A 17,689-nucleotide genomic window follows, 5' to 3' on the forward strand; every position below is an offset into this window, starting at 1 on the left:
TCCGCGCCTCTTTTTTTGTCTTTTTTCCGCGTGTGAATCCGTTATGCCGGCATCAGGCTGCCGCCGCCCGCGAGGGCGATTGTCTGTGCGCCGAGCCATTCGTTTCCTGCCGCGTCCGCATCGTAATACAGGTTATGCCCTCCGCTCACAATATTTGCGCACGTCTCGTCCGCATTTGTGAGGACCGTCACATAGCTGTCTCCGGTCAGCGTCCATGCGCTGTCCGCATCGAGGGATACCGCCGCCGCCTGCGCGGTGTTCTCCGTGTTGACCGCGCCTGTAAAGGTGCTGCCCTGCGTAAGTGAAAGCGCAAAGGTGCTGATCTCGTCGCACGTCACGTCGCCTTCAAAAACCTGGTTTATACCCGTCAGGGTAAACTGCCCGCCATTTGAGCCGGGCGTGCCCCAGTTATTGGTCTCGTTGCCCGCCACATTCGCAAGGACGCCGCTTGTGAAGACGAGTTCCGTATTTTCAAAGAACGCCTCCGCCTGCGTATTGGTCACATAGATCATCGGGCCGTCCGACGTCGTCGTGAGCCTGCTGTCCGCCGCTTCAAAGCGTGCGGTCCCCTCTGCCGCGTCGCCGGAGGTGCTCTGATAGAGCATGATACCGTTTTCCCCCGCCCCGGTGAGGTCCGTATCCGTCATGGTGATGGAGTTCTTTCCTTCCACCACTGCCGCCTGGCTGCCTGCCGCCGTTCCCGTGAGGCTATTTACCGTGATGTCCCCCGTCGAATAGATGCATGGGCTGCCGTCGCCCGCCGCGAAGACCGTTCCGGTGTTTACCGTGATGGTTCCTTCGCCGCGGTCTGTAGCGATGGGCGCACAATGCGCACCTTGCGTCGTAATATCTACATTTGTGGCGTTGACCGTTCCGCCATAGGTGGCGTCAAGGCCGCGGGAGGAATTCCCGGTCGTATGGATGGTGACGTTATCCGCCGTGACCGTGGAGTCCTCACCCGTTGCAAAGATGGCGTTCGAGCCTTCCGCCGAGGAAGTCAATACCGTATCCGAAATCTCGGCTGTGCTGCCGCCTGCCGCCGCGAATACGGCGTTTACCGCATAAAAATTACTTTCATCCGTACTCGACGTATCGCCCGTTTTATCGAGCGTCCCATTTTCGAGGATCAGGCTGCCGCCGTTTTTTACGAGTACGGTATTTTCGTCTGCAGACGAGGAAGCAATTTCTTCGCCGTCCGAGGTCCCGCTGGTGCCGTCCACCGTAAATACGCCCGCAAGCTCGATACTTCCCGTCTCCGAGCCGCTCAAATCCCCGCCGGGGCCGCCCGCGCCGCCGGCATTTATAATCTCAAGGGTCGTGGGAACAAAGGATTCGCTTTCGCCCGATCCTTCCATCTTAACAACCGTACCTTCCGTAAGGCCGGCGGGCGACGCCTCTGTCTCGCTGCCGCCGTCCTGTTTTGTGATGGTGACCGCAGTAAGGTCGACGGTGATTTCCGTTCCGTCTTCATCCGCGGTAAAGCCGCCCGCCCCGCCGGGGCCGCCTTCGCCCAGATCAGGTGGTGTGCCGCCGTTTCCTGCGTCTTCGGACGGCGCTTCACCGCTTGGCATATCCGGCGCCTCCCCCGACGGCATTTCTCCGCTTTCCAGATCGGGCGGTGTGCCGCCACTCATTCCGCCTGTCACCGTCCCGAGGGCAATCGTCGCTTCATTCCCGCTTACCGCGGTTACCTTCCCATATATCGCGTCATCCTGAACCTGCGCGCCCGTTTCCTCCGCCGGGGCAGCGGACGAAGTCTCCGCCGCCTGCTGCGCACAGGCGGTAAACCCCATCGCCAGAACCGCGCACAGCAGGACCGTTAATATTTTTTTCATACCAGTTGTTGCTCCTTTCTTGGTCTGGTCCCATTATGGAAGCGTAACGTGAAGGCTGTGTGGTGAAAGGATGAAAAATCTGTAAACGCCAAAAAACGCCCGCGGGGAAATTCCCCGTGGGCGTTTTGCGCATAATTTACCATTCTTCCGTATACATATGGATCGGATAGGAGAGGTATTCCAGCGGATCAAGCTGGTCGACCGTCACATATCCTGCCGGTGCGTTCAGGATTGTCGGAATACGGTTCACAACGGTCGCGCAGGTGTGCTCCACTGTCGCTGGTTTGACCACGTGAAACTCCGTATCAGGTTCGCCGACAATCTTCCAGTCGCACATATCGCCGTCGTCCGGCCCGTATACCTTGCCAATACACTGGGTCTCGATCACCGGGCCCTGGTGCGTCTGCGTCGTGACGACCGCGCTCATTCCGATACAGTTGCCCTTCGGGATCGTCTCCCCGGTGGTTTCAGAATACAGGTCTTTACCGTAAAAATACGGTACGCTCTTTTGCGTCTGGGATTTGATCGTCCAGCCCATTTTGGCGCACAGCGCCTCGTTGGAATTCCACACATAACTCGGTTCGAGAACTTCCGGGTGGGCCAGTTGCTTTTCAAATTCTTCCGGTGTGAGTCCTACGCCGTGCGCCTGCGCGAGCGCGAGTCCGTAATCCTCCACGTTATAGCTGACCGCTCCTTCGATGCGGTCTATAGTATGGACGCCGCCCGCAACGCCCGCGATCATGTTCACCCAATAGATATCCTGCATCCCCGAGCCCACAATAGTGCAGCCCGTTTCCTTGGCGAGGACGTCCAGCTTATTCGTAAGGGCGGGCGAGGTCGTCCACGGATAGATCGCTTCTTCACATGTCGTCACTACGTTGATGCCGCGCGCGGCGCATTTTTCGATATGCGGATACATATCGTCCATGAAGCTGAACAGTGTAAGAACCGCAATATCCGCATCACATTCGTCTAGGACAGCATCCGCGTCACTGCGGATCGGAACGCCGAGGCGCACGCCAAGGCCTGCCCATTCCCCTACGTCCATGCCAACGATGTCTGGATTCACATCGACCGCGCCCACGATATCCGCGCCCTTCTCATACAAATACCGAACCGTATACTTTGCCATTTTTCCGCAGCCATATTGTACGGCACGAATTTTTTGCTGATACATATTTTCTCCCTCTTTTCAAAAATTTCCACCGATGTCCGCTTGTGTTGTTTTCCCCCTGGATACTATCAATATACCACCCATAAGACACCTCAAACCTTTTTTTAATCAAAAGCGCCCGGCGGGATCGCCGGGCGCTGCTTTTCACTTTAGCTGGAACTGCGGATCGCTTCAAGCGGACTCATCTTCGTTGCCTTCCATGCAGGATAAATGCCGGACACAATGCCGACGCCTACGGCGATCGCAATCGCGCCGAGGCTGAGCCACCACGGGATGGAAAGCTGTACCCCGTTCTGGAAATACATGCCGAGGAAGCTGATCTCGCTGCCGCCGAAATTTGCGGCCGCGCCGAAGATATAGCTGACCCCGAGGCCGATCAGCCCTCCTATAAGGCCGATCATTGCCGCCTCCACGAGGAACATCAGGTTGATCTTGCGAATGGAAAGGCCGATAACCTTCATTACGCCGATCTCCCGCGCCCGTTCAAGGATGCTCGCGAGCATGGTATTGGCGATACCGATCGCCGATACCAGCAGGGAGATGAGGCCGATGGCGATGAGCTGCGACTGCTGGCGCGCCTGTTCCTCCTGCATCTGGGTGATCCATTCGGTGGGGCTGTAGGCCTGGAATCCCATTTCCTTGACCGCCTTGAGGATGTCTTCCACCGCGTCAACATCCACCGCGTTCACATAGCCCTGCGAATATTGTCCTTCTTTGATTCCTGCCTGGTCCATCAGCTTGCGGTTTTCGCGGATAAGCATATTGGCGGCGGGAATACTCATATAGATATTATAGCTCTCCTGACTGTCCGACTGCTTAAGAATGCCCGTAATTTTTCCGCGGTATTCCTTGGGCGCCGGCTGGTCAGGGGTGGATGGGTCTGGATTTTCGATCAGGTATCCGCTGCCCGGGTAATACTTCACGTTCGTCCCTACCCAGTCTACATCCGGCCCGGCCGGTTCCTGGTATTCGCCGTCGTCGGCCACGGCGACCGCGTAGCCGCCAGCCATCATCACGCCGCCCATCATGCCTCCGGAGGCATTCGGGTCCTGGAAATACTGCCGGGCGTTCGCGCCCACGATAAGCTCCACGTTAGGGCTGTCCGAGAAGACATTTCCCTCCATGAATTTAAAATCCATAGTTTGCGGGTCAACCGCATAAATATAGGTATCCGCCTTATATTTTCCCATCACAATATACGAGGGGATGCTCATCAGGCCGCTCGCGTTTTTCACCCCCGGAATGGCCCGTATCTGGTTCAGCTTGGCATCCGTAAGCTTGGCGTTTTCCCCCGAGCCCATGGGGGATATCTCGATCCGCGTAAGGTCCGTACTCTGCATGATGCTCTGGTTGAACTGCTCAAGGTTCCCGAGACCGAGCGCCACCATGATAACAATGCACGCCGTTCCGATAATCACGCCGAGGACGGTCAGTATGGTCCGCATCTTGCGCCGCCACAGATTGGATGCCGCAAGAAGAACAATATCAATAAATGTCATCGTCTTCGAGGTCCTCCGAAAGCTCCTGCGCGCGTTTTTTTCTTTTCCTTTTTACCACAATTACAATGGCCACGGCTGCCGCAGCGCCTGCGGTGATCCCCCAGCCCCACCACGGGAAACCTGCTGGCTCCTCCGGCGGGAGCTCTTCGCCGGGATCCATGCCGCCATAATCCGGCATAGGCGTGAGGACTGTTTCAACCGGCACCTTCATCTCGTATTCTTCGCCGTACTCGTCTTCATAAGTGACGACAAAATTTCCTTCCACCGGACCGGGCTGGACGGCATCTTCCGCGCCTGCGCCGCCTACAGCCTGCACCGTGCCGCTTTCCCCCGATACAACAATCGAGTCCGGTCCATCCGCACCGCCGGTTATTGCGCCGTCCGCCGCGGGAGCCACTTCGGCATTCCCGGTTTCCGCGCCGCTCATGCCGCCCATCCCCGCATTCGGGTCCTGGGCAACGGACGCATAGATATCCGCCGTCTTCGCCGTGCCGGATTCCATATTTCCAAGAAAAGCGCTCGATTCCGGCGTAAGACCGGGAACGTCAAGCACGACCGTTACATTATAAAGGGTGTTTTTTCCCTTGTTGTATAAATTGAGGCTCGCGGAGGTGGTATCGCCCATATAGACTTCCGATGGGAATTTCGGCGGATCATATTCAAGACGGATCTTCTGGTGCACCTCCACGCTGATCTCATCCGCCGCCGTAAGCTGCGCCGCCTGGCTGTCTTCGTAGGCGATGGCGATATCGATCTTCTGCGGCCCCGCTTTGGCGTCGGCGCGCGCTTCCATCGTGAAGCTGAAATCCGCCGTTTTCTTCGGGCCGATCTTTTCAATATACGCCGTATTGGTATTGTCGCCGGGCATCAGATCGGTCGTCTGGCTTTTGAAGGTGACTGTGATGTTTTTGACGCTCGTCGATTTGCTCGTGTTGGTAAGCGTCACCTTTACGGTAAACTTTTCACCCGCGTTGACCGGATCGGGACTGATCTCGTAATTGCTGATGATGACCTTGGGCTGAGAACTCACTCCGCTCCCCCCGCCACCGCCGCCCGCGCCGGGATCGATCCCCGGGTCTGTTCCCGGGTCTGTTCCCGGGTCTTCCGTCGGCTGACCGGACGGCTCCCCACTTGGTTCGGCCGTCGGCTCAGAGGGGTCTTGCCCGTCCGTTACCTTGACGAATACCGTAAACTCCTGCGTTTTAACAGTGCCGTCCATAAGCGGGTATTTCGCGGTGACGACAACCGGATAGTTCCCATTCACCCTGTTTTCCGCAAGCGGCAGGCTGAGGTCCACCAAATAAGACTCCTTTGTTTTCCCGTCGGCCAGCTTATTTTCCTTAAGGGATACGGCCGTATCGTAATTATTGAATATAAAGGGAGCGGTCTTGGGATCGCCGAGGCCAACCGAAATATTGACCTGTTCCCCATTTTTCACCTGTTCTGTTCCCGGGCCGGGGACCAGCGGAAGGAGAATGCGCGCCGTTCCCCCGGATACGGCGGGGCTATATCCCTCCTGATAGGAGGCGTTCATGCCCCCGTATTGACTTTTGCCGTCGATCCGGAGCGCCGTTCCGCGCATATCCGCAGCAAATGCGGTTGGCAGCGCAAACGAAAACGCGAGTATAACGATGAGTGCGATAATTGTGATCCGTTTCTTCATTTTTCCTCTCCCTGTATTCCTAATTCCGCCTGTATGATCTCTTCGGTACTTATTTCGGCAGGTCCGTGCGTTTCGCGTTTCGCCACTTTCCCGTCTATGATATGAATAACCTGGTCGGCATATTCCGCCTTGGCTGGATCGTGCGTCACGAACAGGAGGGTCGCGCCGCGTTTTTTTGCCTGTCCGCACATAATGTCCATAATCTGTTCCGCGGTCACCGAATCGAGGTTGCCCGTCGGTTCGTCCGCAAAGATAATCTCCGGCTTTGCGATAATGGCGCGCGCGATCGATACGCGTTGCTGCTGGCCGCCTGACAGCTGGTTTGGAAGATTTTTAAGCTGCTGCCTGAGGCCCATTTCCACAAGCAGTTTTTTTGCCGCTTCCATGCGCCTGGCGCGCGGCACGCCCCGGAACATCAAGGGCAGCGCCACGTTTTCCACCGCCGTCATGGTGGGCATCAGGTTGAACGATTGGAAGACGAAGCCGATATGCTTCAAACGGAAATCCACCAATTCGCTTTCATTCATTTTATAAGTCGGTTTTTTCTTGATAAAAATCCTGCCCGCGGTCGGATGTTCAAGCCCTGCAAGCAGGGAAAGCAGCGTCGATTTTCCGCTGCCCGAGGTGCCGAGAATCGCGCACACCTCTCCGGGCATCACATCAATGTCCACACCGTCCAGTGCATGTATTTTTGCACTGCCCATGCGGTATATTTTTTTCAGATTCCTGGCTGCAATGATCGGTTCCAAAGACTTCCTCCAAAAATGGCGTCTTTCGGGCATAAAAAAGCCCTGCACGAAGTGAAGGGGAAACGGCAAAGATCCCACCCCTAACCTACGTCTTTCATTATAGCATAAAGAATCTTTCCGTTGGGCGGCACTTTATGAATAAATTCTTACAAATAATATGGTTTTTTAAAAATTATTATCGGGACGGCGGAAGGCCGCGAACCGTCCTCCGCAGAATATAGAGAAGGGAAACGCGGATGCGTTTCCCTTCTCTAATTTTATAGTCCTGCGGTTTCCGTTCTAAGTATACGGCAGGCTCGGTTCTCAAGCGAACGGCGCTGTTTCAGCCCTCGATGATCTTGACGAACGATTGGTACTGCGCAGCCCATTCCGCCGTATCCCGGGGGGTATACGTCTTCGGCGCACAGGACGCGGCCACCACGCGGCGCGCCTCTTTGATGTCCTTGATTTCACCCGCGGCAATGAGCTGTACTACGATGTTACCAAGCCCGGTTGCCTCGTCCGGTCCGGCAATTACGGTCATGCCTGTCGCATTGGCCGTCATCTGGCACAGAAGCGCGCTCTTTGTGCCGCCCCCAAGGATATGCACCGTACCGTATTTTTTGCCCGTGCATTCCGCGAGGCGTTTGATGCTGTAATGAAACTTCATGGCCAGGCTTTCGTCGATGCAGCGGATGATTTCGCCTTCCGTCTGCGGAACAGGCTGCCCCGTCTTTTCGCAGTAGGCGCGGATACGCCTGGGCAGGTTTCCAGGCTTTCCAAATTCCGGGCTGTCCACATCGATCAGGCTACGGAACGGCGTGCATTCTTTCGCCATCTGCTCCAGCTCTCCAAAGCCGAACTCCTTGCCCTCGCGGATCCACTGGCGGCGGGACTCCTGGATCGGCCACGTACCCATTATATTTTTCAGGAAACGGTAAGTGCCTTCCACCCCGCCCTCGTTCGCGAAGTTGTATCCCGCTGCCTTTTCGTTGATGCAGGGTTCGTGCAGCTCGGTGCCAAGCAGGCTCCATGTACCGCAGCTGATGAAAATAAAATCATCTTCCTGCGTGGGGGTCGCCGCGACCGCCGCCGCAGTGTCGTGGCCGGCAGTACACATCACTTTGGCTTTGGGGGCGCCAAGTTCTTCGCAGATGTCGTCGCGCAGCAGGCCGCACTCGGTTCCCGGCTGGACGATATCACATAATTTTTCGCGCAGAATGCCCGAAAGCTCCAGCACCTTTTCACTCCAGTCCCTGCTTTTCGCATCCAGCATTTCAGATGTGGACGCAATGGTGTATTCCGTATGCATTTCCCCCGTAAGGAAATAGTTGTAAAGATCCGGCGTAAAGAGTATTTTTTTCGTCGCCGCCAGAAGCTCGGGCTTCTGCTCCTTCAGGTAAAGCAGTTGGTAAAGCGTGTTGATGGCTAGATGCTGCAGGCCCGCCGTCTGATACAGCTCGTCCGGATCAATCCGCTTCATGAATTCCTCAAACGGCTGTTCCGACCGCCCGTCGCGGTAATGAACAGGGTTCTGGACAAGCTGGCCGTCTTCCCCGATCAAGCCAAAATCGACGCCCCATGTGTCGATGCCGATCATATCGAAGCCTCCCGCAAGCGCCGCCTTGCTGATGCCCTGCTTGATATTGTAAAACAGGCGCAGCGCATCCCAGAAAAGCGTCCCGTTCAGCGAAACCGGATCATTGGTGAAGCGGTGGAGTTCTTCCATTGTAATTTTTCCATCCGCATACTGGGCGATCATTGCACGGCCGCTGGAAGCGCCGAAATCGAATGCTAAAATTCTGCTCATGCTCTTTCCCCTTTACTATTTCTATTATATTAACTATACTGAAAATAAGAATCGGAATCAATGAAGAAAACAACAAATTTTTGTAAATTTTCAACACTCTTTGTTTGGATATGCGGTTTTTTTGTTTTTCCCGGAATTGATGTCACGTTTCGTTTGTGAGATAATAAAAATATAATCATCACCCAGCCTGAGAGGACGGAGGAAAGATCATGGACTATGTAAAGCTCGGCAGAACGGATCTGAAGATAAGCCGGATGGTAATGGGCGGAGACGTGCGCACACCCCGCGAGGAATTTGCCGCCGCGCTGCAGCTTGCGGTGGATCATGGCGTGAACCTCATCGATACCGCGCCCGCCTACGGGAACAGCGAGGAGGTCCTTGGCACGATTCTCCCGGAGATCAGGGGCGAGTTGTTTGTATCTACTAAATTCAGCAACGACCCGCAGCCTTTTTTGCCGCAGGACCGGGACTGCCTGATGCGTGCCGTGGAAAACAGCCTCTCCCGCTTGAAACGCGATAAGATCGATATCTGGATGGTGCATGAGCCCGACCGTCCGTATCAATACGACTGGTGGGAACGCCCGCAGGACCTTAATCATCCTGAAGCGTATTATGGGCCGGTCATGGATGTGCTGTCCGACCTGAAAAGCCAAGGCGTTATCAAATATACGGGCATCGGCGGGACGACGGCATATGAGATCGTGCCGATCATCGAAAGCGGCTTTTTCGATGTGATACTGACTGCCTTCAACTACAGCCTTTTGTGGCAGGAGGCGGCCATCGAGGTAATCCCCGCGGCGAAAAAGCAGAATATGGGGATTTTGCTTGGCTCCGCGCTCCAGCAGGGCGCGCTCGCGAAGCGCTACGACGAACAGGTAAGGGCAAAGCCGGCATGGCTTTCAAAGCCCCGCCAGCAGCAATACCTGAAATTATACGAGCTGTGCGACGATTTGAAGATCGATATCGCAGACCTTGCGATGCGGTTTGCATTTTCAAATCCGGATATCCACGCCGTCGTAACGGGCGCGGGCAAGGTGAAGAATGTGCAGCGGAACCTTGAGTCGTACCACAGGGGCCCGCTGCCGCAGGATGTGCTCAGGCGTATCGGTGAAATTTACCGGATGGTACCCTTCCGCCCATTCGAGGAATCGTTTTTCATGCCCTTTACGCGCCCCTATAAAGGGCCGCGGGCGGTGCACTGAACGGCTTCGGCTTTCCGCACATCCGCCAAATAATTTTTGTATTAAAAAAGGACAGGCAACCGCCCGTCCTTTTTTGATCCCGGTTTATTTCTTCTTCAGCTCGTCGTCCGTAATCTGCAGGCTCCTGCGTACGATCTTCTTGGAAAGGAACTTGTCCGCGCGTTTTTCCACAATGCGTTCAAAGCCCCGCATCATGAACGGCGCGACCGCCGTGAAAACACACACTACAACGGCCTGCGGAAGGCTGATTGGCGCCACATCGAAAAAGCCCCTGAGGAAAATGATGCACAGGATGAACAGGCCAATGGCGCTGCCGAGGATCACCTTGCGCGCCGTGGTAAACGGCATGCTGACCTTAGCTACCACCCACATACCGACCGCAACCGCCATGAGCATGCACATCGTGGAGACCGCCGCCGGGGTGTATTGGAAGATTCCCGCAAGCACGTTGACCGCAAGGATTCCGATAATAACGGAAAGCCCTCCGGGCAATGATTTTTTTAAAATATTAATCAGGAAATGCTCCTTGATCGGCGCAAAATTCGGCTCCAAAGCAAGGAAAAACGCCGGGAAGCCAATGGTCACAAAACTGATTAGCGTCATCTGCAGGGGCGTAAACGGATAACTGCTGTCGAGCAGGATTACCGTCGCGAACGCAAGGAGCACCGCATACACCGTTTTGGTAATAAACAGAGTGGCCACGCGTTCTATGTTGTTGATTACCTTGCGCCCTTCATTTACAATATCGGGCATCGTCGCAAAATTAGAATCGAGCAGCACAAGGTTGGCGATATTTTTAGCCGCGTCGCTGCCCGACGCCATAGCAATGCTGCAATCGGATTCCTTCAGGGCCAGCACGTCGTTTACGCCGTCGCCCGCCATGGCGACCGTATGACCCTTGCGTTTCAGCGCGGCAATCAATTCCTTTTTCTGGGAAGGCGTTACCCGCCCAAACACGCTGTACTTTTCGGCAGCCGCCTCAATATCCTCCTTCGTTTTGAGCAGGGTGGCATCCACCGCTTCATAATTTTTTACGCCCGCGCGTTTGGCGATCGCGCCGGCCGTGACCGGACTGTCCCCGGATATGATCTTAAGCTCTACCTGCTGCTTCTCAAAAAATTCAAGCGTCTTTTTCGCATCCGCCCGAATCCGGTCGGAAATGAGCAGGAACGCGATGGGGCGCATTCCCCCGGGGACCTTGTTATCCAGCACGTCGGTGGCGTCGCTGTGCGCAAGCACCAGCACCCGGCTTCCTTGTTTCGCGTATTTTTCCGCGTCGAGGCCCGCATACCCGTTGGGAAAAATAAACTCGAAGGCCCCGAGGAAATAGGTCCCTTCCCCTTCAAAGCTTACGCCGCTGTATTTACGCGCCGAAGAAAATGGCACGATGGTTTTTACTTCATGGTCAAAGCTCTTGCCGAATTTTTCCACTACGGCATGGAAAGTCGCGTTATCGTCCTGAAGCGCTCCGGCCATATTGGAGAGGATCCTGTCCAAGTCTTTTGCAGCGCCTACGGGAATGACTTCCTCCACATGCATCTTTCCCTCGGTGATCGTTCCCGTCTTGTCAAGGCACAGGATATCTACACGCGCGAGCGTCTCGATGCAGTAGAGGTCCTGCACAAGCGTCTGCTTTGTCGCGAGGATCACGGCGCTGGTTGCAAGGGAAATACTGGTGAGCAGGATAAGGCCTTCAGGGATCATGCCAATAAGGGCCCCCACCGTTTTGACCGTATTATCCGGTATGGGCAGGCCCACCACAAGCCCCTGTTTCAGAAACAGCAGAATACCCACCGGCACGATGATGATGCTGATAATTTTAAGGATGCGGTTGAGGGAATTGCGCAGCTCGGACGTACGCTTTTTAGATGCCTTCGCATCATAGGAAATTTTATTTGCATAGTTTTCAATTCCCACGCGCTCCACACGCGCGTAAGCGTTGCCCGATACGATAAAGCTGCCCGAATAAAGAAAGTCGCCCGGGCCCTTGGCCACAACGTCGGATTCGCCCGTAATCAGGGACTCGTTGACCTCCACCGATCCTTCAAGCATCACCCCGTCCGCACATACCTGGTTGCCGGGCCGAAGCTGCATCACATCGTCAAGGACGATATCCGCAACGCCGATCTCCTTTTCGGCTCCGTTCCGTACCACCGTGACCTTGGCCGCCACGATCACCGAGAGCTTATCGAGCGTTTTCTTGGTTACGATCTCCTGTGCAATCCCAATGACAAGGTTCCCCACGACAACGAGCAGGAAAACAAGTTCCTTGATGTAGCCCGTCATCACGATAAGGACCGTGAACACCATATTCAGTATATTAAAAAAGGTTACAAGGTTATCCTTAAAAATCTGCCGGTACGATTTTGTCGTATTCGTATTATACGCATTTGTGAGACCCGCATCAATACGGCTTTTGACCTGTCCGTCCGTAAGCCCCGTGCGGCAGTCCGAATCATAGCGCTGTTGCCCGTCGTCCATGTCGTTCCTTCCCCGTCATTACATAGTGACTTTATTATATCATATTTACCCTATGCTCCAATGATTATCCGCCAAAATTTATAAATTCCTAACAAAAACGACGGATTTCTTCATCCGCCGTTTCAAAAGTCTTAAGAATTCCCTTATTTCGTGAGGAACCGGTATTCCGTTACGTCGTGGTAGGTCTTTCCCTTCTGCAGGATGCAGGAAGGAAATTCATCGTGGTGCACGCTGTCCGGGAAAAGCTGCGTCTCAAAGCAATAGGCCGTACGCGGGCCGTATTGCACTCCGTTCTTCCCCTTCATCTCCGGCACGAAGTTCGCCGTATAGAGCTGCATGCCCGGTTTGTCCGTATAGACCTCCATCACGCGGCCGCTCTGCGGGTCTTCAACCCGCGCCGCACGCCGGAAGCCCGCGCCCCACAAAACAAAGTTGTGGTCGTATCCCCCGCACAGCTTCATCTGCGGGAATGGATCTTCGATCCGCTCGCCGATCAGGTGCGGATGCGTGAAATCGAGCGGAGTGCCCGCAACCTCGGCAATCTCTCCCGTGGGGATCAGGTTGCCGTCCACCGGCGTATATTCCCCGGCGTCGATGGTCAGCACATGGTCGCTGATCTCGCCCTCCCCCCGCAGGTTGAAATAAGAATGATTTGTGAGGGACAATATGGTGTCCTCATCCGATTCTGCAAAATATTCGAGGCGCACTGCATTATCGTCCGTAAGGGTCATTTCAATGCGCACATCCACCGCGCCCGGGAAGCCGCCTTCCCCGTCCGGACTGTGATAGGAAAGGGTCAGCATATTGCCGTCTGCCGTACCGTCCCACACCTTGCGGTTAAAGCTGTTGTCTCCTCCATGAAGAAGATTTACCCCGTTTTCGTTGCACGGGATGGCGTAATCCTTTCCGCCCACCGTGAACCGGCCGTTTGCGATCCGGTTGGCATACCGCCCGACTGTTGCGCCAAAAAAGGGATGGCCGCCAAAATACTCCTCCGGCGTTTCAAAGCCGAGCACTACATCCGCCCTATTGCCGTCTGCGTCCGGCATTTCGACCGACATAATCGTCCCGCCATAATTCGTGACCTTCATGCATCCGCCGGCTTCACTCGAAAATGTATAAACAAAAATATCCTTACCGTCTTTACTGCCAGTTTTTTGAGTTTCAATCATGATCTTTACCGCCCTTTTGATTTGCTATTATTATTCTACATCAAAAGCGGCTTTTTTCCTATCCGTTATCAATCAATTTTTTGTGAAATTTTCTTTTGCAATATGAAGGAGGTGTGCTATAATAGTTAGCAGTGGAGGCATAGCTCAGTTGGTCAGAGTACCTGCTTCACATGTAGGGGGTCGCTGGTTCGAGCCCAGCTGTCTCCACCAAACACCAAATAGACCCGCTATTTAAGCGGGTTTTCTTTTTTCCATACACGTTTTTTACACGTTTTATGCGATGTCGGTGTTCCATCCTCCATATATTTGGGTTTTTCACACCTTCGCAAAAAAAGGGCCGCCCACGCATCAGCGCAAGCGGCCCCACATCCTCAACCTTTCGGCTCTGTATACCCCTGCGCTTGCTCGCTGTCCTTAATCCCTTTTGTGGTCGGGTCGGTCAGCACGCCAATAAACGACAACGCCGCCATCGCCACCGTGCCAATCAGGAACGGGTTTGTGAAGAACTGCTGCAGCACGTTCCCGATGCTCTCCCACGTCGTCATGTCCGCGTACGACAGCCCGTAATACGCAAGCACAGGCGATGCGATCACGCCTAACAGCCCTACCCAAAACAGCGGGCTTTTTGCCCGTACCTTCCAATTAATTTTACTCATAGCTTTCTCCTTTCTTATTCCCCCGGCGCGGGCTCCCACAAGATCGCCCACGTCAGTTCGCCGCACTTACCGTCCGGCTTGTTGCCGTTGTAGCGGCATCCCACGTCCCTTCCTTCGTTGATCCTCGCCTGCTGGAACGCAATCACGGCATCTCTGGTCTTATCACCAAACTCCCCATCTATTTTTCCCGGATCGGCAAGATGTGCCTTGAGCCGCTCTTGCAACTGCCGCACATCGTCGCCCGTCATCATCGGGCTGGTGCGTTTTAATACCCGCGTAAGCTCCGGCACATTCGCGGACGGGCTGGGCGGCGTTGCCGTGTTCGGCACAACGCCTCCGGCAATGGAAAGAATCGCGGCCGTGATCCCCTGAACGATCTCATTAAACTTGCTGTCAAACAACGCGTTGTCCCCAGCATTATCTATGAATCCGCACTCGATGGTCGTTGCAGGCATGGTCGTATGGGAGAGCACATAGGTGTTCCTGTCCTGCACCTTAACGCCCCGGTCACGGAACCCAACACCCACAAGCGCGCTTTGGACCGCCTGCGCCATTTCCCGCGACGTTGCGCTTGCACCAGTTACGATCAGGCACTCCGCGCCCGCACCGCCTCCTGCGTTGCGGTGAAAAGCAATGAACAGGTCCGCACCCCACAGGTTCGCGTTCTTCGCAATGTCTTTCACATTGATAAGGTAGTCCGCATTCCGCTCCAGTTCTACAGTGTGTCCCGCCGCTTTCAGCTTGTCCGCCACTGCGGACGCATAACGCAGCGCGTCGTCCTTTTCCTGCCGTCCTCCGACGCCTACGGCCCCGCTGTCGCTCCCGCCGTGACCCGGGTTGATATAAATTTTACTCATTGTTCTTTCTCCTCCTTTAAATTCGAGGCGCTTCCGCGCCTTATTTCACCTACAGCTTTTTCACATCTTCAACCAATCCAAAATAAAAACGGCTCTCGCCGCCTAGTGGTCTTTTTGTATATGATCGATTCTTTTGTGCGCTTGCTTTGCGCTTTCTTCTACCGCCGTAATTCTGTGTTCGTGGTCGTCCACCTTGCAATCGAGCTTTTCGACGTCGCTTTTTATGCCAAGTATCGTGTCGAGCTTTGCGTCTACACCGCCCCGCCACTTGCTGTCATTCGCTATTTTTTTGTCCCGTCCGGTCAGCCACCCCGCAAGGCCGACAAAGCACCCGACTGCGGCAATCAGGATTGTGATTTCTATTTGCATCATGCCTTATCCCCCAATCCGTCAATTTCTTCCTGCGTGAGGATTCCTTTGGAAACGAGCAGCGCCGAAAGCGCGTCAAATTTTGCAGCTTTCGCTTTAATCCCATTTATCTCCATTTCATGTATCTGCCACCCGGCCACAGTACGCGAAATCAATTCGTTGCTGTCAAATCCTTCTACTTGCTCATTTCCATCATCATCCGTGCCATACGTTGCCATGCGCCGGTCTATCTCTGCAAGCTGTTCTGCAATAAATCCCGTGTGTACCTTATCTGGATCGTCGCATTCACACAATGATGTAAAGTTGACCACAAGGATTTTTAATAATACTTTTCTGATCTCTTCCAGGTCTGCGGCGTTGATATTCGTCTTCCACCGCTGTGATGATGTAGAGCGGTAAAAATGATGGCCGCTTGCGCTGTCGGAAATATGAGTGTTCGCCGCCGCCGTCGTTGTACGGTTATATGTACCCTGCGATTTCAGCGCACCCGTCGCGTTTATCGTTGGTGCGACAACCTCTCCCGCTGCCGATATATACAGCGGCGTCGCCACAACACTTGTCCCATCGGCATTATATACGTGAAAATATAGATTATTTCCGCTGTCATAGTGAATCCTGAACCGCCTTGACCCGCCCGTAAACCACATAGAACCGTCCGCTACATCTATCCTGAAATTAGGCGCTATGATGTTTCCACTTGCGTCAAGACTTCCATCTAATACTTGTGCTCCGCTATTTTTCAATACATCCGCGGCAAGCGCATACAACACTGCGGCTTTTCCGCCCAGCTTCTCCGCGTCGATCTCCGCAGCGCCGATCTGCCGCGTGATGCCTGTGATGTTGCCGCTCACGATCTGCAACACCGCGATCTCGCCCTCATAGACGCTCCCCGTGCCGTTGATATCCTCCTGTACCAGGGCCGGGAATGTCGGCGTTGCGGAAAAGTCCGTTACCCACCCAACCTGGCCCGGCCCCGTCTCACTCGCTTCCTGCGTTAGGTCAATCCTGCATATGAGGCGCACATATCCGTCTGTAAGCGTTGGCGTGACAGGGATTGTGTCCGCCCCGTTGTTTTCGATCACAGCGCCTTTCAGGATAAAGTGCCCGCCTCCTACAGTGATCGAATTCGATGTAGATGTGACCTCACACCCGCTTCCGATGATCCCATCTCCCATGATCTCCGCAAGAATGCTTCTCCAGTTTTTCGCCGTATTGTTCCGCCTGTCAAAGATCAATCCGTTTAATGCCATACTATTTCCCTCCAAGCCTCATGTTTATTTTTTCATCCAGCATAATCCGCAGTTCTCCACTTTTGTATACCGTTTTGGTTCGTTCGCTGCTTTTACGGATTGCGGAGATGTAACTGTTAAGCACCCGACCTTCCTTCGTTCGGATGGTCAGGTTATCATAAAATTCGTAATCCTTTCCGCATGCAAATTCAATCAAATGCGAATCGCTGTTTTCCGTAAACTTGTTTTTGACTTCCTGCGCCGCGTTTGCCGCCTCGCTCACGCTTAAGACTTCCCACGTACCGTCCACCCGGTTTTCATCAGTATAGGTGTTCGTGATCGTCCCATCCTTGAGCAAATACCAGTCCCGCCGCGCTCCGGTGTCTTCCGCAACCGTCGTGATCTTCCCGATGGCCTCATGCGCAAAAGATTCCTCCAGAATCTCGTAGTCCGACAAATCCAGGAATACCTTGTGCGTCTGCCTGTCCCGGTAATAGATACGCATCACCAGCTTGCCGTTCACCACTGAATAAGATGTGTGGATGTTGTACAGCCGCCGCACCTTGGATAGGTACGACTTTACATTCCACACCCCGTCTTCTACGTCAGGAAGGGCGCTTCCAGCCGTAGACGTAGAGGCGGCCACCGTTAGGTACGGCGTGGCATACACTGCGTCCGGCTGATTCACATAATACTTGTCGATCAGCGACTTGATATATCCCTCGATACTCCCGCTGACCGTTCCGGGCGCGTCCGGGATATCCCGTGAAAAGAGCGTGTCAATATCACTGCACGTGACGCTTAGCGTCTCCCGGTCTTTATCCACCTCCTTCACGACCCCGAAAAATTTCCCGGCAAAGAAAAAGTCCCCCGCTTTTGCGGAAGACCCTGTTCCCTTGACCGTAAATTCCGATACCTCATCGTAAATGGACTGCACCGTCATGTCATAGCTAAGCGCCGTGGCATGATGCTTGAGCTTAAAGGTGTGCCTGTCCCGTATATATGCGATCATCT

Annotated in this window: 14 protein-coding genes and 1 tRNA gene; 2 read left to right on the top strand and 13 right to left on the bottom strand. The window is 54.4% G+C overall.

All coding sequences use genetic code 11. The features are described 5' to 3' along the window. Positions 1 to 41: 41 nt before the first annotated feature. From B1H56_RS09445 to B1H56_RS09470, 6 genes are all read right to left on the bottom strand, one after another. The gene (locus B1H56_RS09445) at positions 42 to 1,835 is read right to left on the bottom strand and encodes an autotransporter outer membrane beta-barrel domain-containing protein (protein ID WP_066523221.1); all 1,794 of its coding nucleotides are present in this window, start codon (positions 1,833 to 1,835) and stop codon (positions 42 to 44) included. Positions 1,836 to 1,971: 136 nt separating this feature from the next. After that, a complete protein-coding gene (locus B1H56_RS09450; RefSeq protein WP_066523220.1) occupies positions 1,972 to 3,012 on the bottom strand; it encodes an NAD(P)H-dependent amine dehydrogenase family protein in 1,041 nt (346 codons plus the stop codon). A 146-nt stretch (positions 3,013 to 3,158) separates the two neighbouring features. Further along, positions 3,159 to 4,508: an ABC transporter permease gene (locus tag B1H56_RS09455; protein ID WP_066523219.1), complete on the bottom strand. Its 1,350-nt coding sequence runs from the start codon at positions 4,506 to 4,508 to the stop codon at positions 3,159 to 3,161. Next, positions 4,495 to 6,171 (bottom strand): COG1361 S-layer family protein, encoded by a 1,677-nt coding sequence (locus tag B1H56_RS09460; RefSeq protein WP_066523218.1) that lies wholly within the window; start codon positions 6,169 to 6,171, stop codon positions 4,495 to 4,497. The genes B1H56_RS09455 and B1H56_RS09460 overlap by 14 nt, the downstream gene beginning before the upstream one ends. Beyond that, positions 6,168 to 6,920: an ABC transporter ATP-binding protein gene (locus tag B1H56_RS09465; protein WP_082771007.1), complete on the bottom strand. Its 753-nt coding sequence runs from the start codon at positions 6,918 to 6,920 to the stop codon at positions 6,168 to 6,170. The genes B1H56_RS09460 and B1H56_RS09465 overlap by 4 nt, the downstream gene beginning before the upstream one ends. Before the next feature lie 322 nt (positions 6,921 to 7,242). Then, entirely contained in the window at positions 7,243 to 8,709 is a 1,467-nt protein-coding gene (locus B1H56_RS09470) for a rhamnulokinase (RefSeq protein ID WP_066523217.1), read from the bottom strand. A gap of 209 nt (positions 8,710 to 8,918) precedes the next feature. Here B1H56_RS09470 and B1H56_RS09475 point away from each other — a divergent pair, with 209 nt between their 5' ends. Continuing rightward, positions 8,919 to 9,911, top strand: coding sequence for an aldo/keto reductase (locus B1H56_RS09475; protein WP_066523216.1), 993 nt, complete (start codon positions 8,919 to 8,921; stop codon positions 9,909 to 9,911). An 84-nt stretch (positions 9,912 to 9,995) separates the two neighbouring features. On the opposite strand, the gene B1H56_RS09480 is transcribed toward B1H56_RS09475, so the two are convergent. Both B1H56_RS09480 and B1H56_RS09485 read right to left on the bottom strand, forming a co-directional pair. Further along, a complete protein-coding gene (locus tag B1H56_RS09480) occupies positions 9,996 to 12,392 on the bottom strand; it encodes a cation-translocating P-type ATPase (RefSeq protein WP_066523215.1) in 2,397 nt (798 codons plus the stop codon). Between the two features lie 143 nt (positions 12,393 to 12,535). After that, on the bottom strand, positions 12,536 to 13,564 hold the full coding sequence (locus B1H56_RS09485) for an aldose epimerase family protein (RefSeq protein ID WP_066523214.1): 1,029 nt from the start codon (positions 13,562 to 13,564) through the stop codon (positions 12,536 to 12,538). A 133-nt stretch (positions 13,565 to 13,697) separates the two neighbouring features. Between B1H56_RS09485 and B1H56_RS09490 the strand changes: the two genes are divergently transcribed. Next, positions 13,698 to 13,774, top strand: a tRNA-Val gene (locus B1H56_RS09490). A 161-nt stretch (positions 13,775 to 13,935) separates the two neighbouring features. Here B1H56_RS09490 and B1H56_RS09495 read toward each other — a convergent pair. The 5 genes from B1H56_RS09495 to B1H56_RS09515 all read right to left on the bottom strand — a co-directional run bounded on the left by B1H56_RS09495 (position 13,936) and on the right by B1H56_RS09515 (position 17,687). After that, entirely contained in the window at positions 13,936 to 14,220 is a 285-nt protein-coding gene (locus B1H56_RS09495) for a phage holin (protein ID WP_066739610.1), read from the bottom strand. A gap of 14 nt (positions 14,221 to 14,234) precedes the next feature. Continuing rightward, complete coding sequence (locus B1H56_RS09500) at positions 14,235 to 15,077, bottom strand: N-acetylmuramoyl-L-alanine amidase (protein ID WP_066523213.1); 843 nt, start codon at positions 15,075 to 15,077, stop codon at positions 14,235 to 14,237. Positions 15,078 to 15,179: 102 nt separating this feature from the next. Then, entirely contained in the window at positions 15,180 to 15,449 is a 270-nt protein-coding gene (locus tag B1H56_RS09505) for a hypothetical protein (protein ID WP_066651227.1), read from the bottom strand. Continuing rightward, positions 15,446 to 16,696, bottom strand: coding sequence for a tail fiber domain-containing protein (locus tag B1H56_RS09510; RefSeq protein WP_066651218.1), 1,251 nt, complete (start codon positions 16,694 to 16,696; stop codon positions 15,446 to 15,448). Before B1H56_RS09510 ends, B1H56_RS09505 begins: the two co-directional genes overlap by 4 nt. 1 nt (position 16,697) lies before the next feature. Further along, a complete protein-coding gene (locus B1H56_RS09515; protein WP_066523567.1) occupies positions 16,698 to 17,687 on the bottom strand; it encodes a hypothetical protein in 990 nt (329 codons plus the stop codon). Positions 17,688 to 17,689 lie beyond the last annotated feature (2 nt).

This window comes from Christensenella minuta (assembly GCF_003628755.1).
Taxonomy (GTDB): domain Bacteria; phylum Bacillota; class Clostridia; order Christensenellales; family Christensenellaceae; genus Christensenella; species Christensenella minuta.